This is a genomic window from Streptomyces sp. NPDC034084, from assembly GCF_055575535.1.
In genome coordinates, this window is the sequence record NZ_JBVISK010000015.1 from 1 (window position 1) to 22450 (window position 22450).

The 22450-nt window shown below is 70.1% G+C and carries 21 protein-coding genes and 6 pseudogenes; 9 read left to right on the forward strand and 18 right to left on the reverse strand.

Annotated features, from left to right (window positions below):
- The 3 genes from ACZ51I_RS31295 to ACZ51I_RS31305 all read left to right on the forward strand — a co-directional run.
- Positions 1-72, forward strand: a 72-nt coding sequence (locus tag ACZ51I_RS31295) for a cold-shock protein (RefSeq protein WP_468881993.1), incomplete at its 5' end; no start/stop codon positions are given.
- 154 nt (positions 73-226) lie between these two features.
- A complete protein-coding gene (locus ACZ51I_RS31300) occupies positions 227-352 on the forward strand; it encodes a hypothetical protein (RefSeq protein WP_468882682.1) in 126 nt (41 codons plus the stop codon).
- A gap of 669 nt (positions 353-1021) precedes the next feature.
- A complete protein-coding gene (locus ACZ51I_RS31305; protein WP_468882685.1) occupies positions 1022-1222 on the forward strand; it encodes a CsbD family protein in 201 nt (66 codons plus the stop codon).
- Between the two features lie 354 nt (positions 1223-1576).
- Here ACZ51I_RS31305 and ACZ51I_RS31310 read toward each other — a convergent pair whose 3' ends face one another.
- The 3 genes and pseudogenes from ACZ51I_RS31310 to ACZ51I_RS31320 form a co-directional block, all read right to left on the reverse strand.
- The gene (locus ACZ51I_RS31310) at positions 1577-2407 is read right to left on the reverse strand and encodes an alpha/beta fold hydrolase (protein ID WP_468882686.1); all 831 of its coding nucleotides are present in this window, start codon (positions 2405-2407) and stop codon (positions 1577-1579) included.
- A gap of 184 nt (positions 2408-2591) precedes the next feature.
- Positions 2592-3368 (reverse strand): annotated as a pseudogene (locus ACZ51I_RS31315) (response regulator); the annotation flags it as partial.
- A gap of 128 nt (positions 3369-3496) precedes the next feature.
- On the reverse strand, positions 3497-4939 hold the full coding sequence (locus ACZ51I_RS31320) for a serine/threonine-protein kinase (protein ID WP_468882689.1): 1443 nt from the start codon (positions 4937-4939) through the stop codon (positions 3497-3499).
- Between the two features lie 654 nt (positions 4940-5593).
- On the opposite strand from ACZ51I_RS31320, the gene ACZ51I_RS31325 reads away from it, so the two are divergent.
- On the forward strand, positions 5594-6064 hold the full coding sequence (locus ACZ51I_RS31325; protein ID WP_468882690.1) for a DUF6003 family protein: 471 nt from the start codon (positions 5594-5596) through the stop codon (positions 6062-6064).
- Positions 6065-6373: 309 nt separating this feature from the next.
- On the opposite strand, the gene ACZ51I_RS31330 is transcribed toward ACZ51I_RS31325, so the two are convergent.
- A complete protein-coding gene (locus ACZ51I_RS31330) occupies positions 6374-6598 on the reverse strand; it encodes a hypothetical protein (RefSeq protein ID WP_468882693.1) in 225 nt (74 codons plus the stop codon).
- A 149-nt stretch (positions 6599-6747) separates the two neighbouring features.
- Between ACZ51I_RS31330 and ACZ51I_RS31335 the strand changes: the two genes are divergently transcribed.
- Complete coding sequence (locus ACZ51I_RS31335; RefSeq protein WP_468882695.1) at positions 6748-7311, forward strand: cysteine hydrolase family protein; 564 nt, start codon at positions 6748-6750, stop codon at positions 7309-7311.
- A gap of 63 nt (positions 7312-7374) precedes the next feature.
- On the opposite strand, the pseudogene ACZ51I_RS31340 reads toward ACZ51I_RS31335, so the two are convergent.
- Positions 7375-7524 (reverse strand): annotated as a pseudogene (locus ACZ51I_RS31340) (IS21-like element helper ATPase IstB); the annotation flags it as partial.
- Between the two features lie 737 nt (positions 7525-8261).
- Here ACZ51I_RS31340 and ACZ51I_RS31345 point away from each other — a divergent pair.
- Positions 8262-8402: a hypothetical protein gene (locus ACZ51I_RS31345; protein ID WP_468882698.1), complete on the forward strand. Its 141-nt coding sequence runs from the start codon at positions 8262-8264 to the stop codon at positions 8400-8402.
- Positions 8403-8646: 244 nt separating this feature from the next.
- Here the strand turns inward: ACZ51I_RS31345 and ACZ51I_RS31350 are convergent, their stop codons facing one another.
- The 3 genes from ACZ51I_RS31350 to ACZ51I_RS31360 all read right to left on the reverse strand — a co-directional run bounded on the left by ACZ51I_RS31350 (position 8647) and on the right by ACZ51I_RS31360 (position 11166).
- Positions 8647-8958 carry a hypothetical protein gene (locus tag ACZ51I_RS31350; RefSeq protein ID WP_468882700.1) on the reverse strand — a complete coding sequence of 104 codons (312 nt, stop codon included), beginning with the start codon at positions 8956-8958 and terminating at the stop codon, positions 8647-8649.
- 29 nt (positions 8959-8987) lie between these two features.
- A complete protein-coding gene (locus tag ACZ51I_RS31355; protein ID WP_468882702.1) occupies positions 8988-9314 on the reverse strand; it encodes a hypothetical protein in 327 nt (108 codons plus the stop codon).
- 262 nt (positions 9315-9576) lie between these two features.
- Positions 9577-11166 (reverse strand): serine/threonine-protein kinase, encoded by a 1590-nt coding sequence (locus ACZ51I_RS31360; protein ID WP_468882705.1) that lies wholly within the window; start codon positions 11164-11166, stop codon positions 9577-9579.
- On the opposite strand from ACZ51I_RS31360, the pseudogene ACZ51I_RS31365 reads away from it, so the two are divergent.
- Positions 11108-11882 (forward strand): annotated as a pseudogene (locus ACZ51I_RS31365) (IS5 family transposase). The gene ACZ51I_RS31360 and the pseudogene ACZ51I_RS31365 overlap by 59 nt on opposite strands.
- Positions 11883-11898: 16 nt before the next feature.
- Here ACZ51I_RS31365 and ACZ51I_RS31370 read toward each other — a convergent pair.
- The 7 genes and pseudogenes from ACZ51I_RS31370 to ACZ51I_RS31400 all read right to left on the reverse strand — a co-directional run.
- On the reverse strand, positions 11899-12444 hold the full coding sequence (locus tag ACZ51I_RS31370) for an MOSC domain-containing protein (protein ID WP_468882707.1): 546 nt from the start codon (positions 12442-12444) through the stop codon (positions 11899-11901).
- 3 nt (positions 12445-12447) lie between these two features.
- Positions 12448-13188 (reverse strand): DUF6368 family protein, encoded by a 741-nt coding sequence (locus tag ACZ51I_RS31375; RefSeq protein WP_468882709.1) that lies wholly within the window; start codon positions 13186-13188, stop codon positions 12448-12450.
- 134 nt (positions 13189-13322) lie between these two features.
- The gene (locus ACZ51I_RS31380; RefSeq protein ID WP_468882712.1) at positions 13323-13901 is read right to left on the reverse strand and encodes an isochorismatase family protein; all 579 of its coding nucleotides are present in this window, start codon (positions 13899-13901) and stop codon (positions 13323-13325) included.
- 76 nt (positions 13902-13977) lie between these two features.
- The gene (locus ACZ51I_RS31385; protein WP_468882715.1) at positions 13978-14106 is read right to left on the reverse strand and encodes a hypothetical protein; all 129 of its coding nucleotides are present in this window, start codon (positions 14104-14106) and stop codon (positions 13978-13980) included.
- A gap of 170 nt (positions 14107-14276) precedes the next feature.
- Positions 14277-15116, reverse strand: a complete 840-nt coding sequence (locus tag ACZ51I_RS31390; protein WP_468882718.1) for an AMP-binding protein — start codon at positions 15114-15116, stop codon at positions 14277-14279.
- Positions 15116-15523 carry an AMP-binding protein gene (locus ACZ51I_RS31395; RefSeq protein WP_468882721.1) on the reverse strand — a complete coding sequence of 136 codons (408 nt, stop codon included), beginning with the start codon at positions 15521-15523 and terminating at the stop codon, positions 15116-15118. Before ACZ51I_RS31395 ends, ACZ51I_RS31390 begins: the two co-directional genes overlap by 1 nt.
- Before the next feature lie 694 nt (positions 15524-16217).
- Positions 16218-16467 (reverse strand): annotated as a pseudogene (locus ACZ51I_RS31400) (hypothetical protein); the annotation flags it as partial.
- 273 nt (positions 16468-16740) lie between these two features.
- Here ACZ51I_RS31400 and ACZ51I_RS31405 point away from each other — a divergent pair.
- Together ACZ51I_RS31405 and ACZ51I_RS31410 are read left to right on the forward strand one after the other, a co-directional pair.
- A complete protein-coding gene (locus tag ACZ51I_RS31405; RefSeq protein WP_468882724.1) occupies positions 16741-17475 on the forward strand; it encodes an SOS response-associated peptidase in 735 nt (244 codons plus the stop codon).
- Positions 17476-17841: 366 nt separating this feature from the next.
- On the forward strand, positions 17842-18498 hold the full coding sequence (locus ACZ51I_RS31410; protein ID WP_468882726.1) for a class I SAM-dependent methyltransferase: 657 nt from the start codon (positions 17842-17844) through the stop codon (positions 18496-18498).
- 14 nt (positions 18499-18512) lie between these two features.
- Here the strand turns inward: ACZ51I_RS31410 and ACZ51I_RS31415 are convergent.
- From ACZ51I_RS31415 to ACZ51I_RS31425, 3 genes and pseudogenes are all read right to left on the reverse strand, one after another.
- A pseudogene (locus tag ACZ51I_RS31415) lies at positions 18513-18653 on the reverse strand (IS21-like element helper ATPase IstB); the annotation flags it as partial.
- A gap of 1375 nt (positions 18654-20028) precedes the next feature.
- A pseudogene (locus ACZ51I_RS31420) lies at positions 20029-20271 on the reverse strand (lamin tail domain-containing protein); the annotation flags it as partial.
- Between the two features lie 352 nt (positions 20272-20623).
- Positions 20624-22066: a carotenoid oxygenase family protein gene (locus ACZ51I_RS31425; RefSeq protein ID WP_468882728.1), complete on the reverse strand. Its 1443-nt coding sequence runs from the start codon at positions 22064-22066 to the stop codon at positions 20624-20626.
- Positions 22067-22450 lie beyond the last annotated feature (384 nt).

Below are 22450 nucleotides of genomic sequence, written 5' to 3' on the forward strand. Positions count from 1 at the left end.
GGCCAGGCCGTCACGTTCGACGTCACCCAGGGCCAGAAGGGCCCCCAGGCGGAGAACATCTCCCTCGCCTGACCCTGACCGCGGGAACCGAGACCGTCGCGGTCTTTGTCCCGGGGCGCCGTAGGCAGAAGAGGCCCGCACCCGTCCGGGTGCGGGCCTCCGCCGTACGAGGCGTCGGCCGGCTACGCCGTGCCGACGCCGCCCACCGCGCGGCATCTTGATCCGGTTGACGTGCCCTGCCGCGGCCGTCGCCTGGAACGCGGCTCGCGAGGGCGAGCCCGTCACCGTCCTGTCGCTGGAACCCGTCCTGTACGTGGCCACAGGCATCGCCCCGCTCGACCCGCCGACGTAACGAGAGCTGGCGTCCAGGGAGACGCGCGGCGTAACACGCGCAACCGATTGTCGCTGGGATACGCGACTCGGCGGCGACTTTCCGATGCTCCATCGTGGATGCGGGCGGCCGCTCGGAACGCCCTGGACTGAAGAGGAGGTGAACCGGGATGACCTGGGAGCGGGAGGGGTTCGAGTCGTACGAGGGTGTGGTGGGGGCGCTGCTGTTTGACGGCAGTAGCCGGGGCCGGTCTCTTCGACCGGGACAACGGCGGCCACTTTCATGAATCGATCGACTGGTGTGCGTACGACGGCACGATGCGCAGACCGATGGCGACCGCGGTGCGGGGAGGTGCTCGGGCGGCTGGCGCGCTGCGCCGACGTACCCGATCCTTCGGCAGTGATAAGTCGCCGTTGCTGCTGGTCCGGGCACGGCAGGCCGTGCGGCTGCACACTGTGCGGTGGTTTCCCGGGCGTCGACGGCCAGGACCTGATGGTCTCGCTCGACACCCTCGGCCTGCGCCCTGCGGATGATCCTCCGGCTCCAGACCGGCCCTAACGGTGCGGCGGACGCCCTGCAGGCGACGCGGCCCCGATCGACAGGACGACCTTCGGGCTCCGCGCGCGAAATACTCCGATCTGATCTAGCTTGTCCATCAATCGACCGTTCTTCGGAAAGGAAGTTTTTGTCATGGCGGAGAAGGCCAAGGGCAAGATGGAGCAGGCCAAGGGCAAGGCCAAGGAGGTCGCCGGCAAGGCGACCGGGAACGAGCGGATGAAGGCCGAGGGCAAGACCGACCAGGTCAAGGGCAAGACCCGCGAGGTCGCGGGCAAGGCCGAGGAGCAGGCCCGTGGGATGAAAGACTCCCTGCGTGACCGCCGTCAGCCCTAACCGTTCTGCCCGCTAGGCATAGGTGAGGCAGGCCGTGGCGCTTCCAGCGTCGCGGCCTGCCTCACCACACACGGCTTTCCCGGCGACTGGCAGCGCAGAAGATCCTTGCCGAAGTCAATGCCTGCGAGCAGGCCGCCCGTCGAAACGGTCCTCCGGTCCCTCCAGGACGCGCCCGACCATGGCTGGTCTCTTCCCGGTACCGACACTCGCGTTGTCGAGGTCCTGCCCGCCGAGAACGGCAACCGCGGCTTGTTGGACGTACCGGCAGTGCCCCGGCATGGCTCGGCGGGTGGCTCTGGTCGGACGGTCACCGGGCGCCGGCGGGGATGCGGCACTGGACGGTGGACTCGACCGTCAGGCGCGGGCGAAGGCGCGCAGGTCGTCGTTGAGGCGGTCCGCGTGGGTCGCGAACAGCCCGTGACCCGCGTGCGCGTACACGTGCAGCTCCGCCCCGGGGATCAGGTCGGCCGCGCGGCGGCCCGTGAGGGCCAGGGGTGCGGAGGCGTCGTCCGATCCGTGGATGACGAGGACCGGGCAGTCGATCTTCACCAGCTCCGGGACGAGGTTCAGGGAAGGGAGGAGGTCCCCGAGGGCGTTGGCGGCGCGCGGCGTCGCCCCGTGGCAGCGGTCCACCATGTACGCCACGTACGCGTCCGACACCTGCGGGCCGGGCAGGTGACGGGCGAAGAACGCGTCGGCGCCGTCGGCGAAGAACTTCGCCCGGTCCTGCCGGAAGGTCTCGTTGAATCCGCGGATCAGCTCCGGGTCCAGCCCCTCCGGGTGGTCCGTGGAGCGGGCCGGCCCCGGGGCGACCCCGCCGACGAGGGCGACGCGCGCCACCCGGTCGGTACCGCGGAGGGTGAGGTACCGGACCACCTCGGTCGTGCCGATCGAATGCCCGACCAGGGTGACGTCGCGCAGATCCAGGTGATCGAGCAGCGAGCCCAGATCCCGGGCGAGGGTGTCGAGGTCGAAGCCGTCCCAGACGTCCTCCGACCTGCCATGTCCCCTGCGGTCGAAGCCTACGCAGCGGAAACCTTCCGCCGCCAGCGGCAGCATCTGGTACTCCCACATCTCGGTGCCGAAGTACGAGCCGTTGACGAAGACGATGACGGGTCCGTCCGCGGGGCCGTAGTCGACGAAGTGGAGGCGGGTGCGGTCGGCGGCGGACTCGAAGTACGGCATGACGTAGTTCCTCCGGGGGGGGGGTGACGGTCAGGGGCTGCTCGGTACGACAACCATCCTGTCCTCGGGCTCCACGGCGGTCGATTACCTCCAGGGTCATGCGGTGTGGTCCGCTCCACGGTGCCGTCCGCCTAAGGGCTGTCCCGTCTTTGTTTACGTCCGGTGTGGGGCCGAGGATCCGCGGGGCGCGTCGTTCCGGGTAGATGGCGGTGAACACGGCGACCTTGGCGCGCAGAGCCCACGGGGCGAAGGGCTTGCTGATGTAGTCGACGGCGCCGGCCGAGTATCCGGGGGCGGAGTGTTCGGCGTCCAGGCCCAACGCGGTCAGAAGGATGATGGTGACGTCCCGGATTCTCGGGCGGCGTTTGATGTGCGCCAGGTCTCGTCACCGTCCATCTCCGGCATCTGCACGTCCGTGATGATGACGGCGAAGTCGTCATGGTCGAGAAGGGATTTGAGGGCTTCCCGGCCGGAGGAGACCTTGACGAGTTCCTGGTCGAGGGTGGAGAGGACCGCGGTCATCGCGAGCAGGTTGTGCGGCTGGTCGTCGAGGACCAGGACCTTGGGCATGCGCCGCGGGGCGGCGGGCAACGCGGCTGTCGCGGTCTGATCGACAACGTCCCGCAGGCGCTCGAGAAGATCACAGCGGCCTTCCGCCTCGGCACGCTGCGCCTGGGCTTCTTGCAGGGCCGCTCCGAGCCGCTCGACTTCTCTCTGCAGCTCGTTTCTGGATCAGGCCGGAGATGTCCGGGTGCGCTGCCGCGAGCTCATCTCCACGCTTGCGGTCGGCGACGCGGTCGATCTTGAGCTGGTTGAGCCGTGTCTCCAGGTCGGCGATGCGTTCTGTCCGGTCCAGCAGCGCGTCCTCCAGCACGTCTCCGCGCACGCTGCAGCGCCTGGAGACCCGGTCGGCGTCGGCCAGCTGCTGCTCCAGGAGCTCCACCGCGTGCTTGGGGGATGAACATCGGACGAAGACGGCCTCTTAGGGCCTGCCGCCACCCGACCGTCACCGCCCCCCCCCGGCCCGGGTGGGCGAGTCGACTGTCTGGTGCTCCGTCAGGCGGCGTAAACGCCGGGCGCCGAGGCGTTTTACCGCGCGTGCCTGCCCTTGGCCGGCTTCGGCTTCCCCTGCCACCCCTCGCCCTTCCGGGGGGTCGGCCCGGCAACTGCCGGACCGGTCACACGGCCGCGCTGCCTCTCCGAGACGCCACGAGCTGGCGGCGTCCGACTATTGACCGCCGAGCCCTCGGAGCCGACGGCCCGCCGGTCCCCAATGGACGAGGGGGACCGCGGCGCGGACGCGGAGACGGCGGCGGCTCCGGTTGGCGGAGCGGGCGAGGTGGTGGGGGAGGCCGGTTCGGTCGTGGCGGGGTGCGACGGAACGGGCGCGGTGTTCTCCGCCTCGGCGGACGGCGTGCCCACCGAACCGGTCAGTCCGACGCCGAAGACGGTCAGTGCCGCACCGGCGGTCACCAGGATCCGGCCGGCCCGGCGTGAGGCGGGCCGGCCGGAAGAGGATCGTGCGGGCACCGGCTCGCCGTGTGCAGAGACGGCGGCCTCGGCGCCGGCGACCCCCGCTGCCGCGCCCACCCCGCCAGACCTCAGCGTGTCCGGATTCCGCTCGCCGGCGCCGTCCTCGCCCCTCATGGGCGGAGCCGCGGGCACGGAGGATCCCGCGGGCACCTCGGCCGCTTTCGCGAAATCCTCCGATGCCAAGGCGGCCAGGGCCCGCCCACAGACCCGGGCGTCCGGCCGGCGGCTCTCGTCCGCGTTGGTCATGGCTTCCAGTAGTTCGACGAAGGCCACCGGTATGTCCGGCGGAATGACCGGGGAACGGTTCAGGCGGGCGATCGCAGCCTCCAGCGGCGCCCCGTCGTACTCCAGTTCACCCTTGATCGACTCGATGAGCACCAGTCCCAGGCTGTAGATGTCCGCTGCCGGCCCGGCGCCCCGGCCCAGCACCTGCTCCGGGGCCATGTACGCGGCGGTGCCTACCAGGGTGCCCGTCACGGTCTGAGCCGTGGTGCCGAGCAGCCGGGAGATGCCGAAGTCCGTCAGGCGGGGGGCGCCCGCCTCGTCCAGCAGGATGTTGGCGGGCTTGACGTCGCGGTGAACGACTCCGGCCTCGTGCACATGGGCCAGCGCCGAGGCCAGCGCGGCTCCGATGCGGCACGCCTCGGCGGGCGCCAGCGCACCCGCCGCGATCCGCCGACGCAGCGTGGTGCCCCTGACCAGTTCCATCACCATGTAGGGCGTTCCGTCGTCCCGGCCGCAGTCGTACACGGTGATCAGGCCGGGGTGCTGCAGCTGGGCCACCAGCCGGCCCTCGCCGTCGAACCGTTCCTCCGTGTCGGCGGCACCGTCCGGGCGGAAGACCTTCACGGCGACCGGTCGCCGCAGGCGCAGGTCCATGCCCTCGTACACGTCGGCCGCGCCGCCGCGGCCCAGCAGGTCGTCGAGCCGGTAGCGTCCGGCCACCACGTGGGCGGTGAGCCGGAGGTCCGGTCGGATCGGCCACGAGCGGACTTTCATCACTGAGCTCCCTGAGTCCTGTTGTTACCTGCCGTCGTCCGCCCGCCCACGTGTGCGCTGCCGATGGCCTGCCCGGCCGCGTGGTTGCGAGCACCGTGTCCACGTGTGCCCCCTCAGCCGCCGGACATCCCCCCCGGTCCCGCACACGGCCCCGTGGAAAGAGGGTTGGGCCCCGTTTCGGCATGATGAAGTCATGCGCACTCGATCAGTGCTCATCTTCGACGGTGACTGCGGCTTCTTTACGGCGTCCGTCTCGTTCGTCGAACGCCGCCTGAGCCCCGAATGCGAGATCGTTCCCCGGCAGTTTGCGGATCCGGTCGCGCTGGGCGCGACCCCGAAGCGCGCTGCACACGAGGCGCTCCGGGTGACTTCGTCCGGCCAGGTGTACGGCGGCGCCCGGGTGTGGCAACGATCCTGCTGCACACGGGCCGGGGACGGGCGCCGCCAAGGGCGCTGCCCACGCTGCCCCCGATGCGGTGGGTCGCCACGCCGTCTACCGGCCGGTGGCGGACAACCGGCACCGGATGCCGGGCGGGACGGCGGCGTGCGCGGCGCCGGCACGCCGTGGGCGAGGTGACCGGAGCCGGGGTGGCTTGCGCCGAAGGGGGTAGGTGAGGACGGCACACGACCATCGCGTCTGCGAAGGAGACAAGCATGACCGACGACGCCTACCTGTTCCTCGTGGACGACCCGGCGACCCCGCTGGGCGCCTCCGTCACGGCTGTGGGAGACCTGGCGTGCCTGGAGACGCCCGCCGTACGGGCCTGGCTCGACGCGCACGGTGTCACCGCCGCCTCCCCGGGCGTCCGGCTGCTGCCGCCGGAGGAGACGGGCGCCATCCCCGACGGGACGGAGAAGCTGCCCGTCCCGTTGAGCGACGAGGAGCTGAACCAGCTGCGCCACGCCCTGACGCCGGGCGCCCTCGCCCGCGTGGAGGAAGAGCTGCTGGCCTACCGCGACTGCGCAGGCGAACGGGACGCCCTGCTGGCGCGGGCCGCGGCCGCTGGGGTTCCGCTGCACCGCATCGTCGAACTCACCGGCGAGGACACCCGGACCGTGGCATCGGCATCGGCAGCGGCGCAAGGGCAGGGCCGTCCGTCGGATCCCGGTGCGCGACAGCGGTGATGGGGGAGACATGACGACCGAGGAGACGCGTACGAGGCTCCGACAGTTGGAGGGCCGGCTCGGCGAGCGCACTCCGGCACCGATCGAAGGACAGACCCGCATTCCCATCCCCCGACCCACCCGGTCGGACGACGAGGACGAGAGGGGGTGAAGGCCGGGCTCGGAGAAGTGAGGGCCAAGGGTATTTTCTGCGTACGGTAGGCGTAGTCGGGGCTCGGACAGTGCACGGACGAGCCCGCCCTGCGCTGCAGAACTTGAATGCGTGATGTCGGGGCCGGCTGTCCAGCGGGAGTCGCCCGCCTCGTGGGCCTACGGGTGTTGCCGGGCAGTCCCATCGGGAGAGGATCCTCCGGTGAGCCGGCCCCTGCCGCAGTTGCCGAAGCCCGAGTTCACCTTGATCACCGCCTGTTCGAACGCATCGCCGTCGACATGGCCAGTGGTGACGTGGTGCAGATCCTCAAGGTCGGCCTCCTCGTAGGGCACTGTGCCCTGGGGGGCAGTCCTGATGAACAAGAGGTTCCCCGCTTCGAACACGGGGTGACGCTTCGCGACGGCTCCCCGAGATCTGTGCCCGAACCGAGAACCGACACCGGTCATGGGTGAGGATCACCGAAACCCTCCCCCGCAGTTCGGTTGGTCCACCAGACTTGCTCATGTTTCTCAGTGGAGAAGGGACGGCGAGCATGACGAAGAGCGCGCTTCTGGTGATGGACGTCCAACGGGACGTCGTAGCCATCGCTGATGACGGTTCCGGATATCTGCCGCGCTTGCGCAGAGCGATCGACGGTGCCCGGGCTTCCGGCATCCCCGTGATCTACGTGGTGATGGGGTTACGTCCGGGCGATCCGGAAGTCAGCCCGCGCAACAGGGTGATGACAAACGTCGTGCGGGCCGGGCTGTTCACCGAAGGCGCCCCTGGCACTCAGATTCATGACGACGTGGCGCCCCAGCAGGGCGACGTGGTGGTTACCAAGAGGCGGGGGAGCGCGTTCTCGGGCAGCGACCTCGACTTGGTACTCAGGGCTCGCGATATCGACAGCCTTGTTCTCACCGGCATCGCCACCAGCGCTGTAGTGCTGTCGACCCTGTGGCGCGCCATCGATCTGGACTTCGGCCTCACCGTGCTGGCGGATGCCTGTCTCGACACCGACCCCGAGGTGCACCGGATGCTCACCGAGAAGCTGTTCCCGCAGTGGGCAGACGTTGTCGCTGTCGAGGACTGGCTCAAGGCCATCGCACCGCAGTAGCGGGAGGCAAGTCGGACCCTCCTGTGGGACAAGACGGCATCGCCTCCCGTTGGCCGGGTGAGGTCAGCCTGCGGCGTTCTGTGCTGCTGCCCGGGCGTGGGTGATAGCGAGGCGGTAGGAGTCGGTGCCGGTCTGGATCAGGTTGCCGCCGAAGGTGAGCCGGTCAACGAGGACCGCACAGAGTCGGGGATCGGTGAAAGTCTTAGTCCAGCCGCTGTGGTGCGCCGGTCCCCAAGCCGCCGGACTGGCGGTCGGACGCTTCCTGCCCGGCACTTGCGGCGCCCCAAGGCCGCTACGCCCTCACACGATGCCGCGCCCGCACCCGGGCCAAGTACCGAACGCCAAATATCCGAGCACCTCCTGGACCCCGCCCAGCTGGAATTGTTCCCGCCCCTGCCCCGGGACACCCGTCTGGATAACAGCACCCGCCGCCCACCTCGCTGCAGCAGACAGCCTGGTCACTGATTTCACCGCCTACATGCGGGACTGCGGCGGAACACCGACTTTCTCAACGGCAACATCCGAACCCGGCGTATCGTGACCGGCCACCTCGGTGCCGAGGCTCCTATCCAGGGGAGCGACATCGGGGCCCTGGCCTCCATGAGAGCCGACCTCCAGGGCGCCCGCGTCATCAACTACCTCCGCCTACGCCGCCTGCTCGCCGCGCAAACGCCCAGCGACCCCTGCATGGCCCGCGCCCGGAACGACGCTACCGCTATCGCCCGCCCGGCCTTCTCCACCGCGGTGCACACGTTCATCGACGTACTCTTCGGCCAGGGCAGCATCTCCAGCCGGGCCCGTAGCCCCAAGGCTGTCGAGAACTACGTGGGGGCCATCCTGGGCACCCTCGGAGGGTGCATCGCCGACGGGCTCACCGATCCCCGTGAGATCACCAGGAAGCACATCGAGGACGTCCTGGACCCGCTCCCCTCGCGGGCCACGCGACCCGCATGGACGCCCTCTTCGGAGGCCTGCTCGACACCACCCCGCTGGCCGCCTCAGCCCGCGAGCAGTTCTCCAGCGTGGTCCTGGGACGGGCCATCACCCGCACCTGGGGCCGCCTAACCCCGCAGAGCGACCCCGTCCCGTAGAGCAGCACCCGCCCCCGGCCGCCTCCACGTCATCCAGGGCACCACCGCCCACCCGACCCAGGTCCTGCTCATGACCGACACCGAAGCCGCCGACTGGGCCGCCGCCACGGCAGCCGGGAAGATCTGACGGGCCGGACACACCACGAGCCCCAGGGGGATCAGCCACGACCTCCCCAGGGCCCGGCTCTGTGGAGTCGTACAGGTCAACGACGGTCCAGCTCCGGCGGCACGGCATGTGTGTCCGTCAGCCGTCGTCGCCCGTCGGTTTGGTGTGCAGGCAGTACGTGCACCGGGATGCCTCATCGGCGCGGCCCATGCACCGTCGGCAGGTGCCGCGCTCGCGGACCGGCCCGCGGCCGTCCGCGCACGCTGGGCACGTCGTCACCGGCTGGCCGAAGTCGAAGCTGAGCACCCAGCCGTCGCCCTCAGCCGCCTTTCGCGCCAGTTGGGAGACGTCGTCCGCAGAGCGCTCGTCACCGTTGTTGCCGGTCTCCACGGCCAGACAGACGGCGAGGCAGTCGTCCGTGTCGCAGAGGACGGCCACTCCTATAGGCATGCGATCTCCTCCTCGACCGTCCGGCGCGGTCAGCGGTTGTTGCGGTAGGCGATGATGCCACCGGCGACCAGACCGCGGCCCCGGGCGGTGCGGAACTCCTCCAGCCGCTTGGCGTCGATGTACTGCTCCGGCCGGCTGCCCGGCGGGGTGCGCACGCCGAGCTGCGGGCGGTAAGAGCAGACCACGTACCCGCGGTGCAGGGCGGCGGAGTACCAGTCGGGCGCGGCGGGGATGGTATGCGGGAGTAGACGCCGCCGTCGGGGGAGCGGCAGCTCGATCCGGTCGTCGGCCAGCCGGTGCAGCGCCCAGCCGGGGATGGTCCGCAGGTCCGCAATGCCGTGGGGAAAGCGCCGCATCCCTAACCTCGGGCTTTCACTTGGGGGCCGTCCGGATCATGGGCAGGAACGCGAAAGGGCCTTCCGAACAAGGATGCTGCATCTTGTCCAGGGGTTCTTTCTGCCCAAGCACAAGGCGCCTTCTGCCTGCGGGGTATCGGTTCGCGTCCCGAGTTCCATGTGTCTGCTGAGGGCTCAAGCGGTGTCCATCAGCCTCCCGCCAAGCACCCAGGGGGCGGTCCCGCCCTCTCACCGCCTGCCATGCGCGAGTCCGTCGGGGCTCTCATGTGATCGGCTTGCGGATGGCGTCGCGTATCTTGCGGGTCTCCGCCGCCGCCAGTTCGAGTGAGTCGGTCGCTGGGGTGAACTCGATCGCAACCGTGGTGTTGTCGTCGCCCCAGCCGCACACGGTTGCCGCGTTCACCGTCGTGCAGCGGAAGTCGACGTCCGAGCCGGGAACGCTGATCATCTTGGGCTGCTCGATGACATTCTCGCTGCCTGTTACGGTCATGGCTTCCATCAGGCTGTCTCGCTTGGCCTCCGGGTACTTGAATCGACCGGACGAGCCGTACACCGACACCTTTTCGAAGCCCGGGGACTTGTCGGTGCCGATATAGGCGGCGGAGTGGTGCAGCACGTCCTTCTGGCGCCAGTCGTCCGGCTGCGGGTCCGTGAAGTTGGATCCTTTGTCATCACGCTTGTATGCACCCCCCACCATCGTGTCGGGTGTGACGAGCTCGTGCGTGGCCTTGGGAAAGGCTGAGTCCGAGAAGCCGTAGATACCGAAACCCAAGCCGCCGAGCACGATCAGGGCTCCCGCCACGCCGAAGACACGCAGTCCAGTGCGCCTCCTCCGCGGCGGCGCGGTCGTCACCACCTGGCCCCAGGGCGGCCGCTGCGGGAAGGCCGGCGGGCAATCGGCCCGCGGGGCGGCGGCCAGGGTTGCGGCACTGGCGATGTGCCCGGCGGCCGTTGCCGGAGCGGCCCCGGAGGCCGGCGTCGGTACAGGTGGCACCGTCGGGGCGGGTAGCACAGCGGCCGGAGCAGGCAGCGTCGGCGTATGTAAAGCAGCCTCCGGCGTCGGCTCCGCAGCGGTGTCCGGTGCGAACAGGTCCAACAGCGCTTTGGGGGTCGGCCGTTGTGCCGGGTCCTTGGCCAGACAGGCAGCGACCACCGGGCGAATGCCCTCGGGTACGGCGGACAGGTTCGGCGGCTCGTGCACGGCCCGATACATCAGCTCCATCGGGGTGCCCTCCCCGAACGCCTGACCACCGGCCGCCGCGACCAGCACCGCGCCCAACGCGAACACATCGGCGGCGCCGCCGACCTCGAGACCTTGAGCCTGCTCGGGAGCCAGGAATCCAGGGGTGCCGAAGGCTGCGCCGGTGGAGGTCAGCCGGGTCGACTCCAGGGCGCGGACGATACCGAAGTCGAGCACCCTCGGGCCGTCGTCGGCCATGATGATGTTGCCGGGCTTGAGGTCACGGTGAATGAGGCCACAGGTGTGAATGGCCTGCAACGCCTCTGCCAGAGCCGCGCCGAGCAGCCGCAGCCGGGCCTCATCCATCGGGCCTTGCTCGGCGATCAGACGCGACAGCGTCGGCCCAGCGATGTAGGCGGTCGCCAGCCAGGGGGCCGCCGCGTCTGGGTCGGCGTCGACCACCTGCGCCGTGTGAAACCCGCCGACCCTGCGGGCTGCGTCAACCTCCGCACGGAACCGGGCACGGAAATGCGGATCGGCAGCCAGTTCGGGACGGGCCACCTTGACGGCCACGGAACGTCCGCCCCGGGACCGGGCGAGATACACCGTCCCCATGCCGCCCGCACCCAGCGTCCGCAGGATCCTGAACGGGATCGTGTGGAAGTTCCGCACCGGTGTCGCCTGGCGGGATGTGCCCGAGCGTTACGGGCCGTGGGCCCCACGCTGCGTACGCTTTTCGCAGGTGGGCGGTGGACGGGACGTTCGACCGGATGCTGCGGGCCGCTCAGGCGAAGGCTGCTCGCGGCGGGCGACATCGAGTGCCTGGTGTCGGTCGATTCCACGGTTGTCCGGGCTCACCAGCATGCGGCCGGGGTCGGAAAAGGGGCTCCGCGACCCGGCCCTCGGCCGCTCCCAGAGGTGGTCTGACCGGCAAAATCCACCTGGCCTGCGACGGCCGGGGCCGTCCGCTCGCCTTCGTCGTCACGGGCGGCAACACAGCACTGCACCTGGTTCACCGCCTTGATGGAGACGATCCGGGTGGGTGCCCCAGATCGGACCGGGAGGGCCCCGCGTCCGGCCTGACCACGTCCTGGCCGACAAGGGCTACAGCTCGAAAGCGGATCCGCACCTGGCCGCGGCGCCGGGGCATCGCGCACACGATCCCCGAGCGGGCCGACCAGGCCCGCAACCGGGACCGGAGAGGCAGCCGCGGCGGCCGCCCGCCGGCCTTAGACCGCGAGATCTACAAGCACCGGAACGTCGTGCTCCAGGGGGAACGCTGCTTCAACCGTCTCAAGCAATGGCGCGGCATCGCCACCCGGTACGACAAGAACGGCCAGTCCTACGTAGCCGCCGTCACCCTCGCATCACTTCCGATGCGGGCGTGACATTTGACGACACCACCTAGACGCGCTCCAGGGGGCGGTGTGGGGGCGGCGGGAACTCGACCCGTACGAGATCGTGCGGGCGGACCGGTCCGCCGCGTCGGACCACCGCCATGACGCCGGACTTGAAGGTGAACTCGCCCGAGTCCGGGTCAAGGGAGAAGACCTGACCGAGCAGTCCCGCGCGGAAGTCGTTGATCTTCGCGCAGGGGTTGCGCAGCCCCGTCACTTCCACCACCGCCTGCTCCCCGAGATGGAGCAGCGCCCCGGTGGGGAGGCCCAGCAGATCCACGCCGCGGGTGGTGATGTTCTCACCGAGCTGGCCCGCGGAGACGTCGAAGCCCTTGAGAGCCAGCTCGTCGAAGAGCTCCTCGTGCATCAGATGGACCTGACGCAGGTTGGGAAGGTCAGGCTCGTACGTCATGCGGAACTGGTGGCGGATCGTCTCGCCCGCGTGGACGTCCCCCTCGACCCCGAGCCCGGCGAGCAGCGTGATCGACTCCCGATTGGGCTTGCTGAACGCGTACGTCTCGTTGCGGCTCACCGCCGTGACCCGGCCGGCCATCGCTCACCCCACATGCTCTCGGTCCACCTGCTCCAGGTCTGCAGCCAGGCCGATCCTAGGGCGTCCCTTGCGAACGGACCGCGCTGCCCTCGCATTGAGGCCGATGCGTACGCTGATTGCGTCGCGGTGATCGACTCCCATCACGCGGCCGGCAGTCCCGCGAGCCGCGCGCAGACGTACCGAGCTACTTGCCGGTGGCAGTTTCTGAACTGCGGATGACCTGGTAGCCGTACTGCATAGGCCTGGCTGCCAGGGCTTGCGGGCCCCGTGGATGCCTGGCCCACGGTTGACCACCCGCATTCCCCAGCAGCCCTGTTCCAGCTGCCGTGGGCGGGCGCCGCCTGCGCCGTACCGACGATTTTGGTGGCGAACGAGCGTGTCCACGGCGGCGCCCACTACCCTCCGACGTCGCAACGGGACGGCGGCTGTCAGCAGGGCCGTGACGAGGTGGTCGACAGGGCGGTTGCAAAACGAGATGACGTTGACCGCGTGGGTGGGAGTGAGACCAATGAGGGGTTCCTGGTCGACTTCGTCGGCGTGCTCGGCCTCGAAGACGGCCTCGTCGCCGATTCCAGGCCCCATGAGGGAGACCAGGACGGGCCGACGTCCGTCTACGTCCCCGGCGTCCGTGATCGGGGCCTCGCGACGTGGAAGAACCCCCGACCGCCATCGAGGAGACCCCGCCCCGGCGCCCGAGCCCGAGCCGGACGCGGTGGCCGATTCCGAGCCCGCCCCGCCCGCCACGGACGAGCCCCCGGCCCCCGACGTCCCGGCGCCCCCTCGGCCGGGTACTTCGAAGGCGCCCGCGTACGGGCCCGGGGACGTCAGCGGCCAGCGCGCGCGTTCCGTGCGCTCGGTCTGCCGGGCCGTACGCGGCCTCAAGACGCCGACGGGGCCGTGAAGGTGACGTCGGCGGCCGCGACGGTGGTCTCCGCGTCGCTCCCGAGGGCGTACGCCGCGACCCGGGAGACCGTCGCGGCCGGGACGGCCTCGCTGATGCCCGGCACCGCCGGGATGTCCTGGGTCGCGTGGGCGTCGTACGGGACGACGACCCGGTAGCCGAGCGCCAGGGCCGTACGGGCGGTGGCCTGGACGCACATCTCCGACATCACACCGCACACGGCGACGGCCCGTACCCCCGCGTCGGTGAGGACCTTGCCCAGCTCGGTCTCCTCGAAGCCGTCGTCGTGGGGCTTGCGGATGGCCACCTCGGCGGTCCCGAGCTCCAGCGGGTGGTGGAGCTCCCAGCCGGGCGTGTACGGCTCGTCCTCGGCTCCGGGAGGCCCGTCGTTCTGCAGGTGAGCGATGAACGCGCCATCCCGCCGGGCCCGGGCGATCAGGTCGGCCGTCCGGTCGACGAGCCGATCTGCACCGGGCACGGCTCCGTCGCCGGTGACGAAGGCCGCCTGCACGTCGACGACGATGAGGGCATCTACGGGCTGCGCGCGCTGGGTCATCCGGTCATCATCACGCCCACGGGGCCGCCCCGCCACGGGATTTCACCCCAGGGGTCCCCCGGGCACACGCAAACCCTCACCGGGACGGGTCCCTGCCGACGCCGCGCAGTTCCTCCAGGGCAAGCTTCAGCCCGGCCACTGCCTCCTTGCGTTCGCCGAGGAAGCCGGCCGCCTGACCGGAACACATCCAGGCGAGCGCGATCATTCGCGAATCGGCGCCACCTGCTTCTCGGATTCTTCGCAGCCGCCCGGCATGGCGAGAGCCCCGACCACTAGAACTCAAGTCATAGCCGGGGCTCTTGCGCCGTTCTCCAGACGTGCCGACCCGAGAAAGGCCCGCCGCCGGGGTCCGGGCTGTAAGTGGACCGGTGCGGGTCAGCCGGACGGTGGCGGGGCGAGTTCCCGCTTGAGGATCTTGCCGGTCGCCGTCACGGGCAGGGCTTCCCGAAATTCGACGAGCCTGGGGTATTTGTGGCCTGCCATGTTCTGCCGGCACCAGGCCACGATGTCCTCCTCGGTGACCGTGGCTCCGGGCTTGCGGATGACGAAGGCCTTGACCTTCTCGCCGTGGCTGGGGTGGGCGACACCGACGACGGCGGCGAGGCTGATGTCCGGATGGGTGAGCAGCACCTCTTCGACCTCGCGGGGATAGACGTTGAAGCCGCCCCGGATGATGAGGTCCTTGGTGCGGTCGACGATGTAGAGGTAGCCGTCGGCGTCGCGCCTGCCGATGTCGCCGGTGCGGAACCAGCCGTGCGGATCGATCGCCTCCGCCGTCGCTTCGGGGCGGTCGAGGTAGCCCTTCATGACGTTGTGGCCCCGGATGTGGATCTCGCCGGGTTCGTCGGCGTCGGCCTGAGTGCCGTCGCGGCGGGTGACCCTGACCTCCACGCCCCACACTGGAAGCCCGATCGAGCCGGGTTTGCGGGGGCGGTCGACGCGGTTGAATGTGGCGACGGGGCTGGTCTCGGACAGGCCGTAGCCCTCGAGGACGGGCACAGCGAAGCGTTCCTCGAATGCCTTCAGCACCTCCACCGGCAGGGCTGATCCTCCAGAGACGCTGATCCGCAGGTTGGCTGCGATGCCGGTTAGGTCGAACCGGTCCGTGTCCTCGAACGTCAGCAGGGCCCAGTACATCGTCGGCGCCCCGGCGAAGAAGGTGACGTGCTCGCGCTGCAGGAGCTCCAGCGCCGACGCGGCGTCGAAGCGTGGCATCAGCACCATGGTGGCGCCGGTGGCGAATCCCGCGTTGAGCTGGACCGTCGGAGGCCCGCCTTCGCCATCGGCAGCTGGGCCGTGCCCTCGAAGCAGAGGTACGCCTTCGCGCCGGAGTCCTGCAGGTGGTAGGCGATCTCCCGTTCGGTGAGCAGGACGTTCAGGGGTACGACCGTCGCCCCGGTTTTGAGGATGCCGTAGTACGTGATGGGGAAGTAGGGCAGGTTGGGGCAGCTCAGGGCGACCCGGTCACCGGGGCCGACGCCGCGCGCCGCGAGCGCCGCCGCGACGCGGTTCGCCTCGGCGTCGACCTGTGCGTACGACAGCCCTGTGTCGCCCAGCACCACGGCGTCGCGATCGGGTAGTTCGCGTGCGGTGTGTTCCAGCAGTACAGCCAGATTGAGCATGGTTGGTCTCCAGGGAGGGGCCGGGTGGGGAACCCGGCAGAGGTGGTCAGCCGCGCAGCGCGGAGGAGAGGATCCTCGGCAGCGCGGACCAGCGGGGTGTGGCGGCGAAGTCGGTGAGAAGACGGCCCGTGGTGTCCGCGGTGCGGTTGGTGACGAGCCAGGGGGCTTGGGGGACATGACCATCTCCCTGTGCACCACCGACCGGGGCGAGGGGCGGAACGGACCTCGTACGACCGTGCGTCCCGGCCCGTCCAGCAGGAGGGCGTTGTGCACGACGCCGATGCCGCTCTGCACGTCGTCGAGGGTGTGGCAAGGGTGGGCGCCCAGGTGGCGGTCGCGGTCAGATAGCCGACGCCGGTCCAGGCCAGGCGCCCGTCGGACGCCCTCGGCAGCGGCACCGAATGACGCAGTGCGGCGGGCGGCGCTGCGCCCGCCTCGCCCCTTCGCGCCCGCCTCGTACCAGGCCGGCCGAACCAGGGCCTCGGCGGACCGACCGGACACGGCCTCTCCCTCGGCCCCGTGTGGTCGCTCCGACGAAGCGCGGGGCGTGGCACCACGTTAGGCGCGCCCCGCGCGGCGCCGAGCGGATACGGGCGTCGACCACCGCGTAGGCGACGCTTGGCGGCATTCCTGGGACGTCGGCGGCAGCCTCACCCACTTCGAGGCGTCCCTGGGCCGCCACCGGGAGATCGAGGAGCAGCCGCTCGGCGACATCGGCACGGCCCGCAGCGAGGGCGCGCACCGGCTCGGAGGCCGGCCCGAGCATCACCACCAGGTCCTCGTCCGCGAACGTCTGCAGGGTGTCCCAGCACGCGGTCGGCACCCCGTCGGCGAGGTGGGTGGCGGACACGATCCGGCAGGCGTGCCCACCCCAGCGCGGTCTTGGCCAGCAGAGTGACGCGCAGCGGCGCCTCGACGACATGGGCGCCACCGCGGACCGGGGTTCCCTTTGCGGGCGGGCGGTGCCCACCGCACTCACCAAAGACACAGCCATGAGCACCCCCACCCCGCAGACCCTCCCGCCACGCAATACCCGCCCCAGCTCCTAGGGCGCTGCGCCCGCTGCCATGCCGCGTGCCATCGCTACGGGTACGGAGGAAAGCCGCTGTACGCGCCGTGCCGCGAACAGTTCAGGGCGCACAGGGGAAGCCCGCCGCGACTCCCGTGCGACCGCCGATACCACCGCCTCGACCGGCACGTCGTGGCACAGTTGCCCCATGTGCGGCCGCTACACCTCGACTCGCAGTCCCGAGGACCTGACCCGGCTCTTCGCGGTCACCGACTGGCGCCCCGACGAGACCCTGGCCCCGAGCTGGAACATCGCGCCGACCGACGAGGTCTACGCGGTCCTCGAACGCGCCGGCCAGGGCGACGGCAGCGAGGTGGACCGACAGCTCCGGACAATCAAGTGGGGCCTGGTGCCGTCATGGGCGAAGGACCCGAAAGTCGGCTCCCGGATGATCAATGCCCGGGTCGAGACGGTCCATGAGAAGCCCGCCTACCGGCGCGCCTTCGCCAAGCGCCGCTGCCTGCTGCCGGCCGACGGCTTCTACGAATGGGAGCCGGTAAAGGACGAGGAGACGGGCAAGATCCGCAAGCAGCCCTACTTCATCCATCCCTCCGACGGCCAGATCATGGCCATGGCCGGCCTGTACGAATACTGGCGCAACCCCGACATCACCAGCGACGACGACCCCGACGCCTGGCTGACAACCTGCACCATCATCACCACCGAAGCCACCGACGCCGCCGGCCGCGTACACCCCCGCATGCCACTCGCCCTCAGCCCAGACCACTACGACGCCTGGCTCGACCCCCACCACCACGACACCGACGACCTCCGCACCCTGCTCACCCAGCCCGCCGACGGCCGCCTGGACACCCGGCCCGTCTCCACCGCCGTCAACAACGTCCGCAACAACGGAGCCCACCTCCTCGACGCCGCCACTTGATTCGGCGCCGCCCGGAAGGCGGACAGGCACGACCTACCGCCGAGGTCGAGACTCGGATGTGGCCCTGCGTCCGGCACCCAGCCTCCGAGTCGGTTTTGTCGTATCTGCGGGAGCGCGGCCGCTGTATGCCAGACAGCGTCCACACCGGGGGACTGCCGCATGGCCGGTAAGTACACCCACCCGATGACCCCCGACGAAGCCCTTCGCGCGCTGAACGAGGGCATGCATGGCTTCGTAGGTGAGAGCGGGGACCGGTTGTCGACGAGTCTCAGCAGCAGTTGTTGATCACTGCGCCGATAACTGGCGGTGAGAACTGACACCGCCGCTGGGCACTGGAGTGTCAGTGGCTGCTGAGAACATCGAGTCATGACTGACCGCACTGCTTCGATCGCTGCCTACTGGGATGCCGCTGCAGCGGCCTTCGACGACGAGCCCGACCACGGGCTGAGGGCTGACAACACGCGCGCTGCGTGGGCCCGGCTCCTGTACTCCTTGATGCCAACCGATCCGGTCGATGTTCTCGACATCGGCTGTGGCACCGGGTCAGTGTCCTTGCTGTTGGCCGAGGCCGGGCACCGGCCGACCGGGATCGACCTGGCGCCGCGCATGGTTGAGCAGGCGCGCACGAAGTTCGAGACCGCTGGCCTTGCTGGCCGTTTCCTGGTCGGTGACGCCATGATGCCCCCCACCGGGGAACAGCGGTTCGATGTCGTGTTGTCGCGGCATCTGGTGTGGACGCTGCCTGATCCGGAGGCCGCCTTGCGCGAGTGGGTGACACGCTTGCGGCCGGGAGGCCGGCTGGTGCTGGTCGAGGGGCGTTGGCGTGAGGCAGGCCAGAGGGACGTCCCGTATGTGGCTGGCGCTGAATCGCTGCCGTGGAACGGCGGAATCAGCGCCGAAGACCTTGCTGCGGCCATGCGCCCTCTTGTTGCCGCTGTGCGAATTGAACCGCTCAGCAGCGACCCTGATTTGTGGGGTGGTCCAGTGGACGATGAACGGTATGCCCTGATCGCCGACGTGTGATGGGCTGAGGGAGGTCAGCCCGCGGCGGCTTCATGTTCGGCGGCGCGGGCGCGGGTGGTGGCGAGGCGATAGGAGTCGGTGACGGTCTCGATGATGTTGCCGCCGAAGGTGAGACGGTCGACGGTGACAGCGCAGAGCCGAGGGTCCGCGAAGGTGCAGGCTGGACCTGGCGCAGGAACTGATGGGAGGCCGGCTCTCTGGCCAGGCATGCAGCCCGACCATATCTACGCCGAATTGGTTGGAGTGCGGGCATCGCGGCCGCGTACGGTGAAGCGGTGGTCGAACCGATACGGCGCTTCGCACGAGGCAGTGCCCACACCACCACGGGGGAGCAGATGACGAGGAACAACCTGCATGCGGCCGTCGCCACGACTGTTGACGTACCGGCCAAGCCGGTCGTCCTGTTCAGCGACGAGATGTCTGCGGTTATGAGTCCCCTGCCCGGCTCAGGGCGGCCGCTGCAGCGGCCACTGGAAACCCTGGTCGGGCAGGCCCCAGCCGTACTGGAGGAGGAGCAAGACCGGAGCTGACTGTGCCCGGGAGACCGTCCGCACCGCAGCCACCCCGGCGGACCTCGCAGACGACGCGGGTCGCCGGACCATCTGCCGCGGGCTAGATCCCATAGGTCTGCGACTGTCCGTCGGTATGTCGCCTACGCGCCCGGGGCGGCCGGGCGCGGCAGGTGCCCGATCTCGACCTGTGTCGTGCCGTCGGCGTATTGGACGGTGCAGCGCTCTCCCGGCGGCGCACCGCACTGGGACAGGTGCCCACGGGCTTGCGCGGTCCCGGGGCCCGCTTCTTCGGCGGAGGGGACCGAACCTCTGGCATCCGCCTTCATGGTCCGCCTCCCCGACGGGTGGGCGATCCTCGCCCACCTCGACCCGAACCAGCCCGTCACCTGGGACCCCGGCAGCTCGGCTCGCACCGCCTGGATTCCGCAGAGGCCAGATGCACTGAGAATCCCGAGTCGAGCGTTCTCACTCGACATGGCAACCCCGCAGCTCGACACAAGATCCACAAGCTCAATGCGACAGGACAATGGCATCGGGTCGATTGCCACCGGCCTGCGTCTGCCGAAGGCCTCTGTACCCCTTACCCGGGCGGCTGACCTGGCGGGCAGACTGCGTTCATGCGGCTCCCCGCACGCGCTCGAACCGGCAGAAGGCCGACCAGGACCCGAGAGAATGGATGCGGCCGGCGCCGGAGGTCACCTGCCGGTACATCTCCGAATAGGTCGCCACGAAGCTGCGCTGGGGCCTTTCGGCGGACCTGGGCGAGGCCGACGCGCTCGCGCTGTTCGCCGACTGGCCGTGCGAGGGCTCGATCGTCCACTACACCCCGGCTGCCTGACCTCGGAAAACCCTGCCGCATCACGCCCTCATCAGACCGGTGCCCCGGTCTCCGTTGTGGACGAGCGGGGACCGGGGCAACGGCTGGCGGAAGTGTGCGGGCGTACGTGTGCCGGGTCAGGACAGGCCTGTCCGGCACACGCGTGTGTCAGGGCCCCGGCCCGAGCCGGGGCGGGTGGGATCAGTGGTGATGGTGGTGGCGGCCGCCCCAGGACTCGGTGTCGACGGTGCGGCCCCGGTCGTCGCGCAGGGTCGAGGTGCCGGAGTGGTAGTCCCAGATGTAATCGCGGCGGTCCTGTTACACGTCGGTGCGGGTGTTGCGGCCTTCGCCGGTGTGGATGCGGATGGTGGCCCGTCCGGCGAGGCGGACGTCGTTGAAGCGGTAGCGGTGGCCGTCCTCGTCCTTCAGGGTCCAGCAGTCGAGCAGCGTGTCCGGCGTGCCGCCGCATGCATTGAGCCGTCTAGGTGCATTGATCACGAGCGTTGTTGACGCTCGTCTGGTCTTGAACATGGCGAAGATTTCCGGTGTGGTGGGAGCTGTCTAGGAGCTCACCAACCGGCGGTCTTCGTGGCCCACCGCGACTGCGACGAACAGGACACACGCCCACGCCCGTCCAAGTCGCCGCCCTCCGCCACACACCCTGCACGTCGAGCGGCCATGGCGACGAAGACCCACGCCGACTGGTCCCGCGCCACAGGATCGTGCGCCGCGGCCGCTGGCGTCGCCCAAGGCACCCACGCCTCGAAACCCGCCGGGGCGCCCCGATGCACCGGCGTCACGGTTCCTCGGTGGGAAGCCAAGCACCGTGGAGGCCGAGGGGAACGCGGACAGGTATGGAGACGCGGGCGACAGGGCCCGAGGCGGGGTCTTCGGCGGGGAAGACGAGGAACCAGCTCGTGCCGTCGGTGCGATCAGTGGCGAAGGTCATCCAGTATCCGTGGTCCTCGGCGGACGCGTCGGGGCCCGGTTCGGGGGCGAAGACGGGCTCACCGACGGCGAGATCACCGGCGTCCCAGACCTGGCCGGTGCCGGTTTCGACGTCGAACCAGCGGATGGCGTCGTACTCTCCGGACAGAAGGTCGGTGCGGCCGGTGCCGGTGGCAAGGGCGGTATGGCGGTGGCGCCGGCCGACGCGACGGTCGTCGATCCGGGGAAACTCCACCCTGGCGTCGTCCAGGACGGTGCGTGCCATCCGACCGGCCGCGGGATCGATCCTGGCGCGCACCAGACGAGCGGTCGCCCGGCTGGCTCCATCGGCGGAGGCCGGGCCGATGGTGAGCCGGTTCCACTCGACGTAGTCGAGGACGACGGATGCCTGGGGCTCGGGGCCGTCGTCGTAGGCGTTGACCGAGTGCCACATCCAGAAGGCGTCGTCGGAGGACCAGACCGGGGCTCCGCCGTCGCGCGGAACGAGTGCCACGCGGGTGCCGCGCTCGGGCAGCCAGGCGAGGAACGAGCCGCCGGACAGGGCCGCGTCGAGATCGATGAACGCCGGGGCGAGGACGAGGACCACGTAGCGGGCGGTCAGGGCCATGTCGTGGATCATCAACGGTTCGTCCACGCCGGCCACGGGCGTCGGCCCCCGCGTCACCACGCCATCCGGACCGATGACGGACCACGTCAGGTACGGCGGCTCCAGGGCGTAGCAGAAGACGACCATCTCGCCGGTGACCGGGTCGATCTTGGGGTGGGCGGTGATGCCCGCGGACAGTCTGCCGTCGAAGTCCTCCCGCCCGAGGGTCGCCAGATCCGTGTCGAAGCGGTACGGACAGGCGGACTCGGCCAGGGCCAGCATGCGGCCCGCGTGGCGGACGACGTTGATGTCGGGAAGGTCCTTGAAGGTCCCGGCAAGCTCCGGCCCCACTTCGTCGGCCCCCGGCATGACCAGCGATTCCAGGCCGCCCCACAGCGCACGCCCGGCCTTCTCCTCTGCGACGAGCGCCGGTGTGCGGACGAAGCGATTGTGGTACCGCGCACGACCGTCGCACACCCGCACGGCGTGCAGCATCCCGTCCCCGTCGAGGGGGTACAAGTAGGAGCCGATCGGAGTGAACCGGGGATTCGGACCGTTGCGCACGTACGTCCCGTCCAGGGCCGCCGGCAGTTCGCCGATCACCCGCAACTCGGCCACGTCCACTTCCTCGGTGACGGGGGCGAAAGGACCGAGCAGATGCGGGACGCGAGTGGGGTCGAAGCGGGTCGGTACGTGGGTGTTCACGGGGACCTCCAGACACGGTCGCCGACGTGTTCTCGCGCCGGCGCATGGTGCCGCTCCCGTCCAGTGAAACGCGCGGCTGGCCGGATCGCCAGGCGGTGGCGTGCCCGGAGAAGTCCACACGCGTGCCATGTTCCGCCCCGCCCGCCGTTCTGGCCCCGGTGCGCGGCGTGCGCGGGTCCTTCGGTGACCGCCGAGAGAATGTGGCTGCCCCCTCTCGGGGACAGAGCCAAACGGCGACATGCCCTGCCGGCGTCCGGAAAGACGTGGGGGTGTGGGCGCCGGATTCGGGGCGTGCGGGCGTCGAGCGCACGGGACCGCTCTGAAGAGGCAGGGCTGCCGACCTCCCCCCTCCGCAGTCCCTTGGGTGAATGAACGGCGGGCACC

What these genes read in the sequence shown, in the direction of transcription:
- ACZ51I_RS31305 (WP_468882685.1), top strand. Translation starts at nt 1,022, where the DNA reads ATGGCGGAGAAGGCCAAGGGCAAGATGGAGCAGGCCAAGGGCAAGGCC.
- ACZ51I_RS31310 (WP_468882686.1), bottom strand. Translation starts at nt 2,407, where the DNA reads ATGCCGTACTTCGAGTCCGCCGCCGACCGCACCCGCCTCCACTTCGTC.
- ACZ51I_RS31320 (WP_468882689.1), bottom strand. Translation starts at nt 4,939, where the DNA reads ATGAAAGTCCGCTCGTGGCCGATCCGACCGGACCTCCGGCTCACCGCC.
- ACZ51I_RS31325 (WP_468882690.1), top strand. Translation starts at nt 5,594, where the DNA reads ATGACCGACGACGCCTACCTGTTCCTCGTGGACGACCCGGCGACCCCG.
- ACZ51I_RS31335 (WP_468882695.1), top strand. Translation starts at nt 6,748, where the DNA reads ATGACGAAGAGCGCGCTTCTGGTGATGGACGTCCAACGGGACGTCGTA.
- ACZ51I_RS31345 (WP_468882698.1), top strand. Translation starts at nt 8,262, where the DNA reads ATGGACGCCCTCTTCGGAGGCCTGCTCGACACCACCCCGCTGGCCGCC.
- ACZ51I_RS31350 (WP_468882700.1), bottom strand. Translation starts at nt 8,958, where the DNA reads ATGCCTATAGGAGTGGCCGTCCTCTGCGACACGGACGACTGCCTCGCC.
- ACZ51I_RS31355 (WP_468882702.1), bottom strand. Translation starts at nt 9,314, where the DNA reads ATGCGGCGCTTTCCCCACGGCATTGCGGACCTGCGGACCATCCCCGGC.
- ACZ51I_RS31370 (WP_468882707.1), bottom strand. Translation starts at nt 12,444, where the DNA reads ATGGCCGGCCGGGTCACGGCGGTGAGCCGCAACGAGACGTACGCGTTC.
- ACZ51I_RS31380 (WP_468882712.1), bottom strand. Translation starts at nt 13,901, where the DNA reads ATGACCCAGCGCGCGCAGCCCGTAGATGCCCTCATCGTCGTCGACGTG.
- ACZ51I_RS31385 (WP_468882715.1), bottom strand. Translation starts at nt 14,106, where the DNA reads ATGATCGCGCTCGCCTGGATGTGTTCCGGTCAGGCGGCCGGCTTCCTC.
- ACZ51I_RS31390 (WP_468882718.1), bottom strand. Translation starts at nt 15,116, where the DNA reads ATGCCACGCTTCGACGCCGCGTCGGCGCTGGAGCTCCTGCAGCGCGAG.
- ACZ51I_RS31395 (WP_468882721.1), bottom strand. Translation starts at nt 15,523, where the DNA reads ATGCTCAATCTGGCTGTACTGCTGGAACACACCGCACGCGAACTACCC.
- ACZ51I_RS31405 (WP_468882724.1), top strand. Translation starts at nt 16,741, where the DNA reads ATGTGCGGCCGCTACACCTCGACTCGCAGTCCCGAGGACCTGACCCGG.
- ACZ51I_RS31410 (WP_468882726.1), top strand. Translation starts at nt 17,842, where the DNA reads ATGACTGACCGCACTGCTTCGATCGCTGCCTACTGGGATGCCGCTGCA.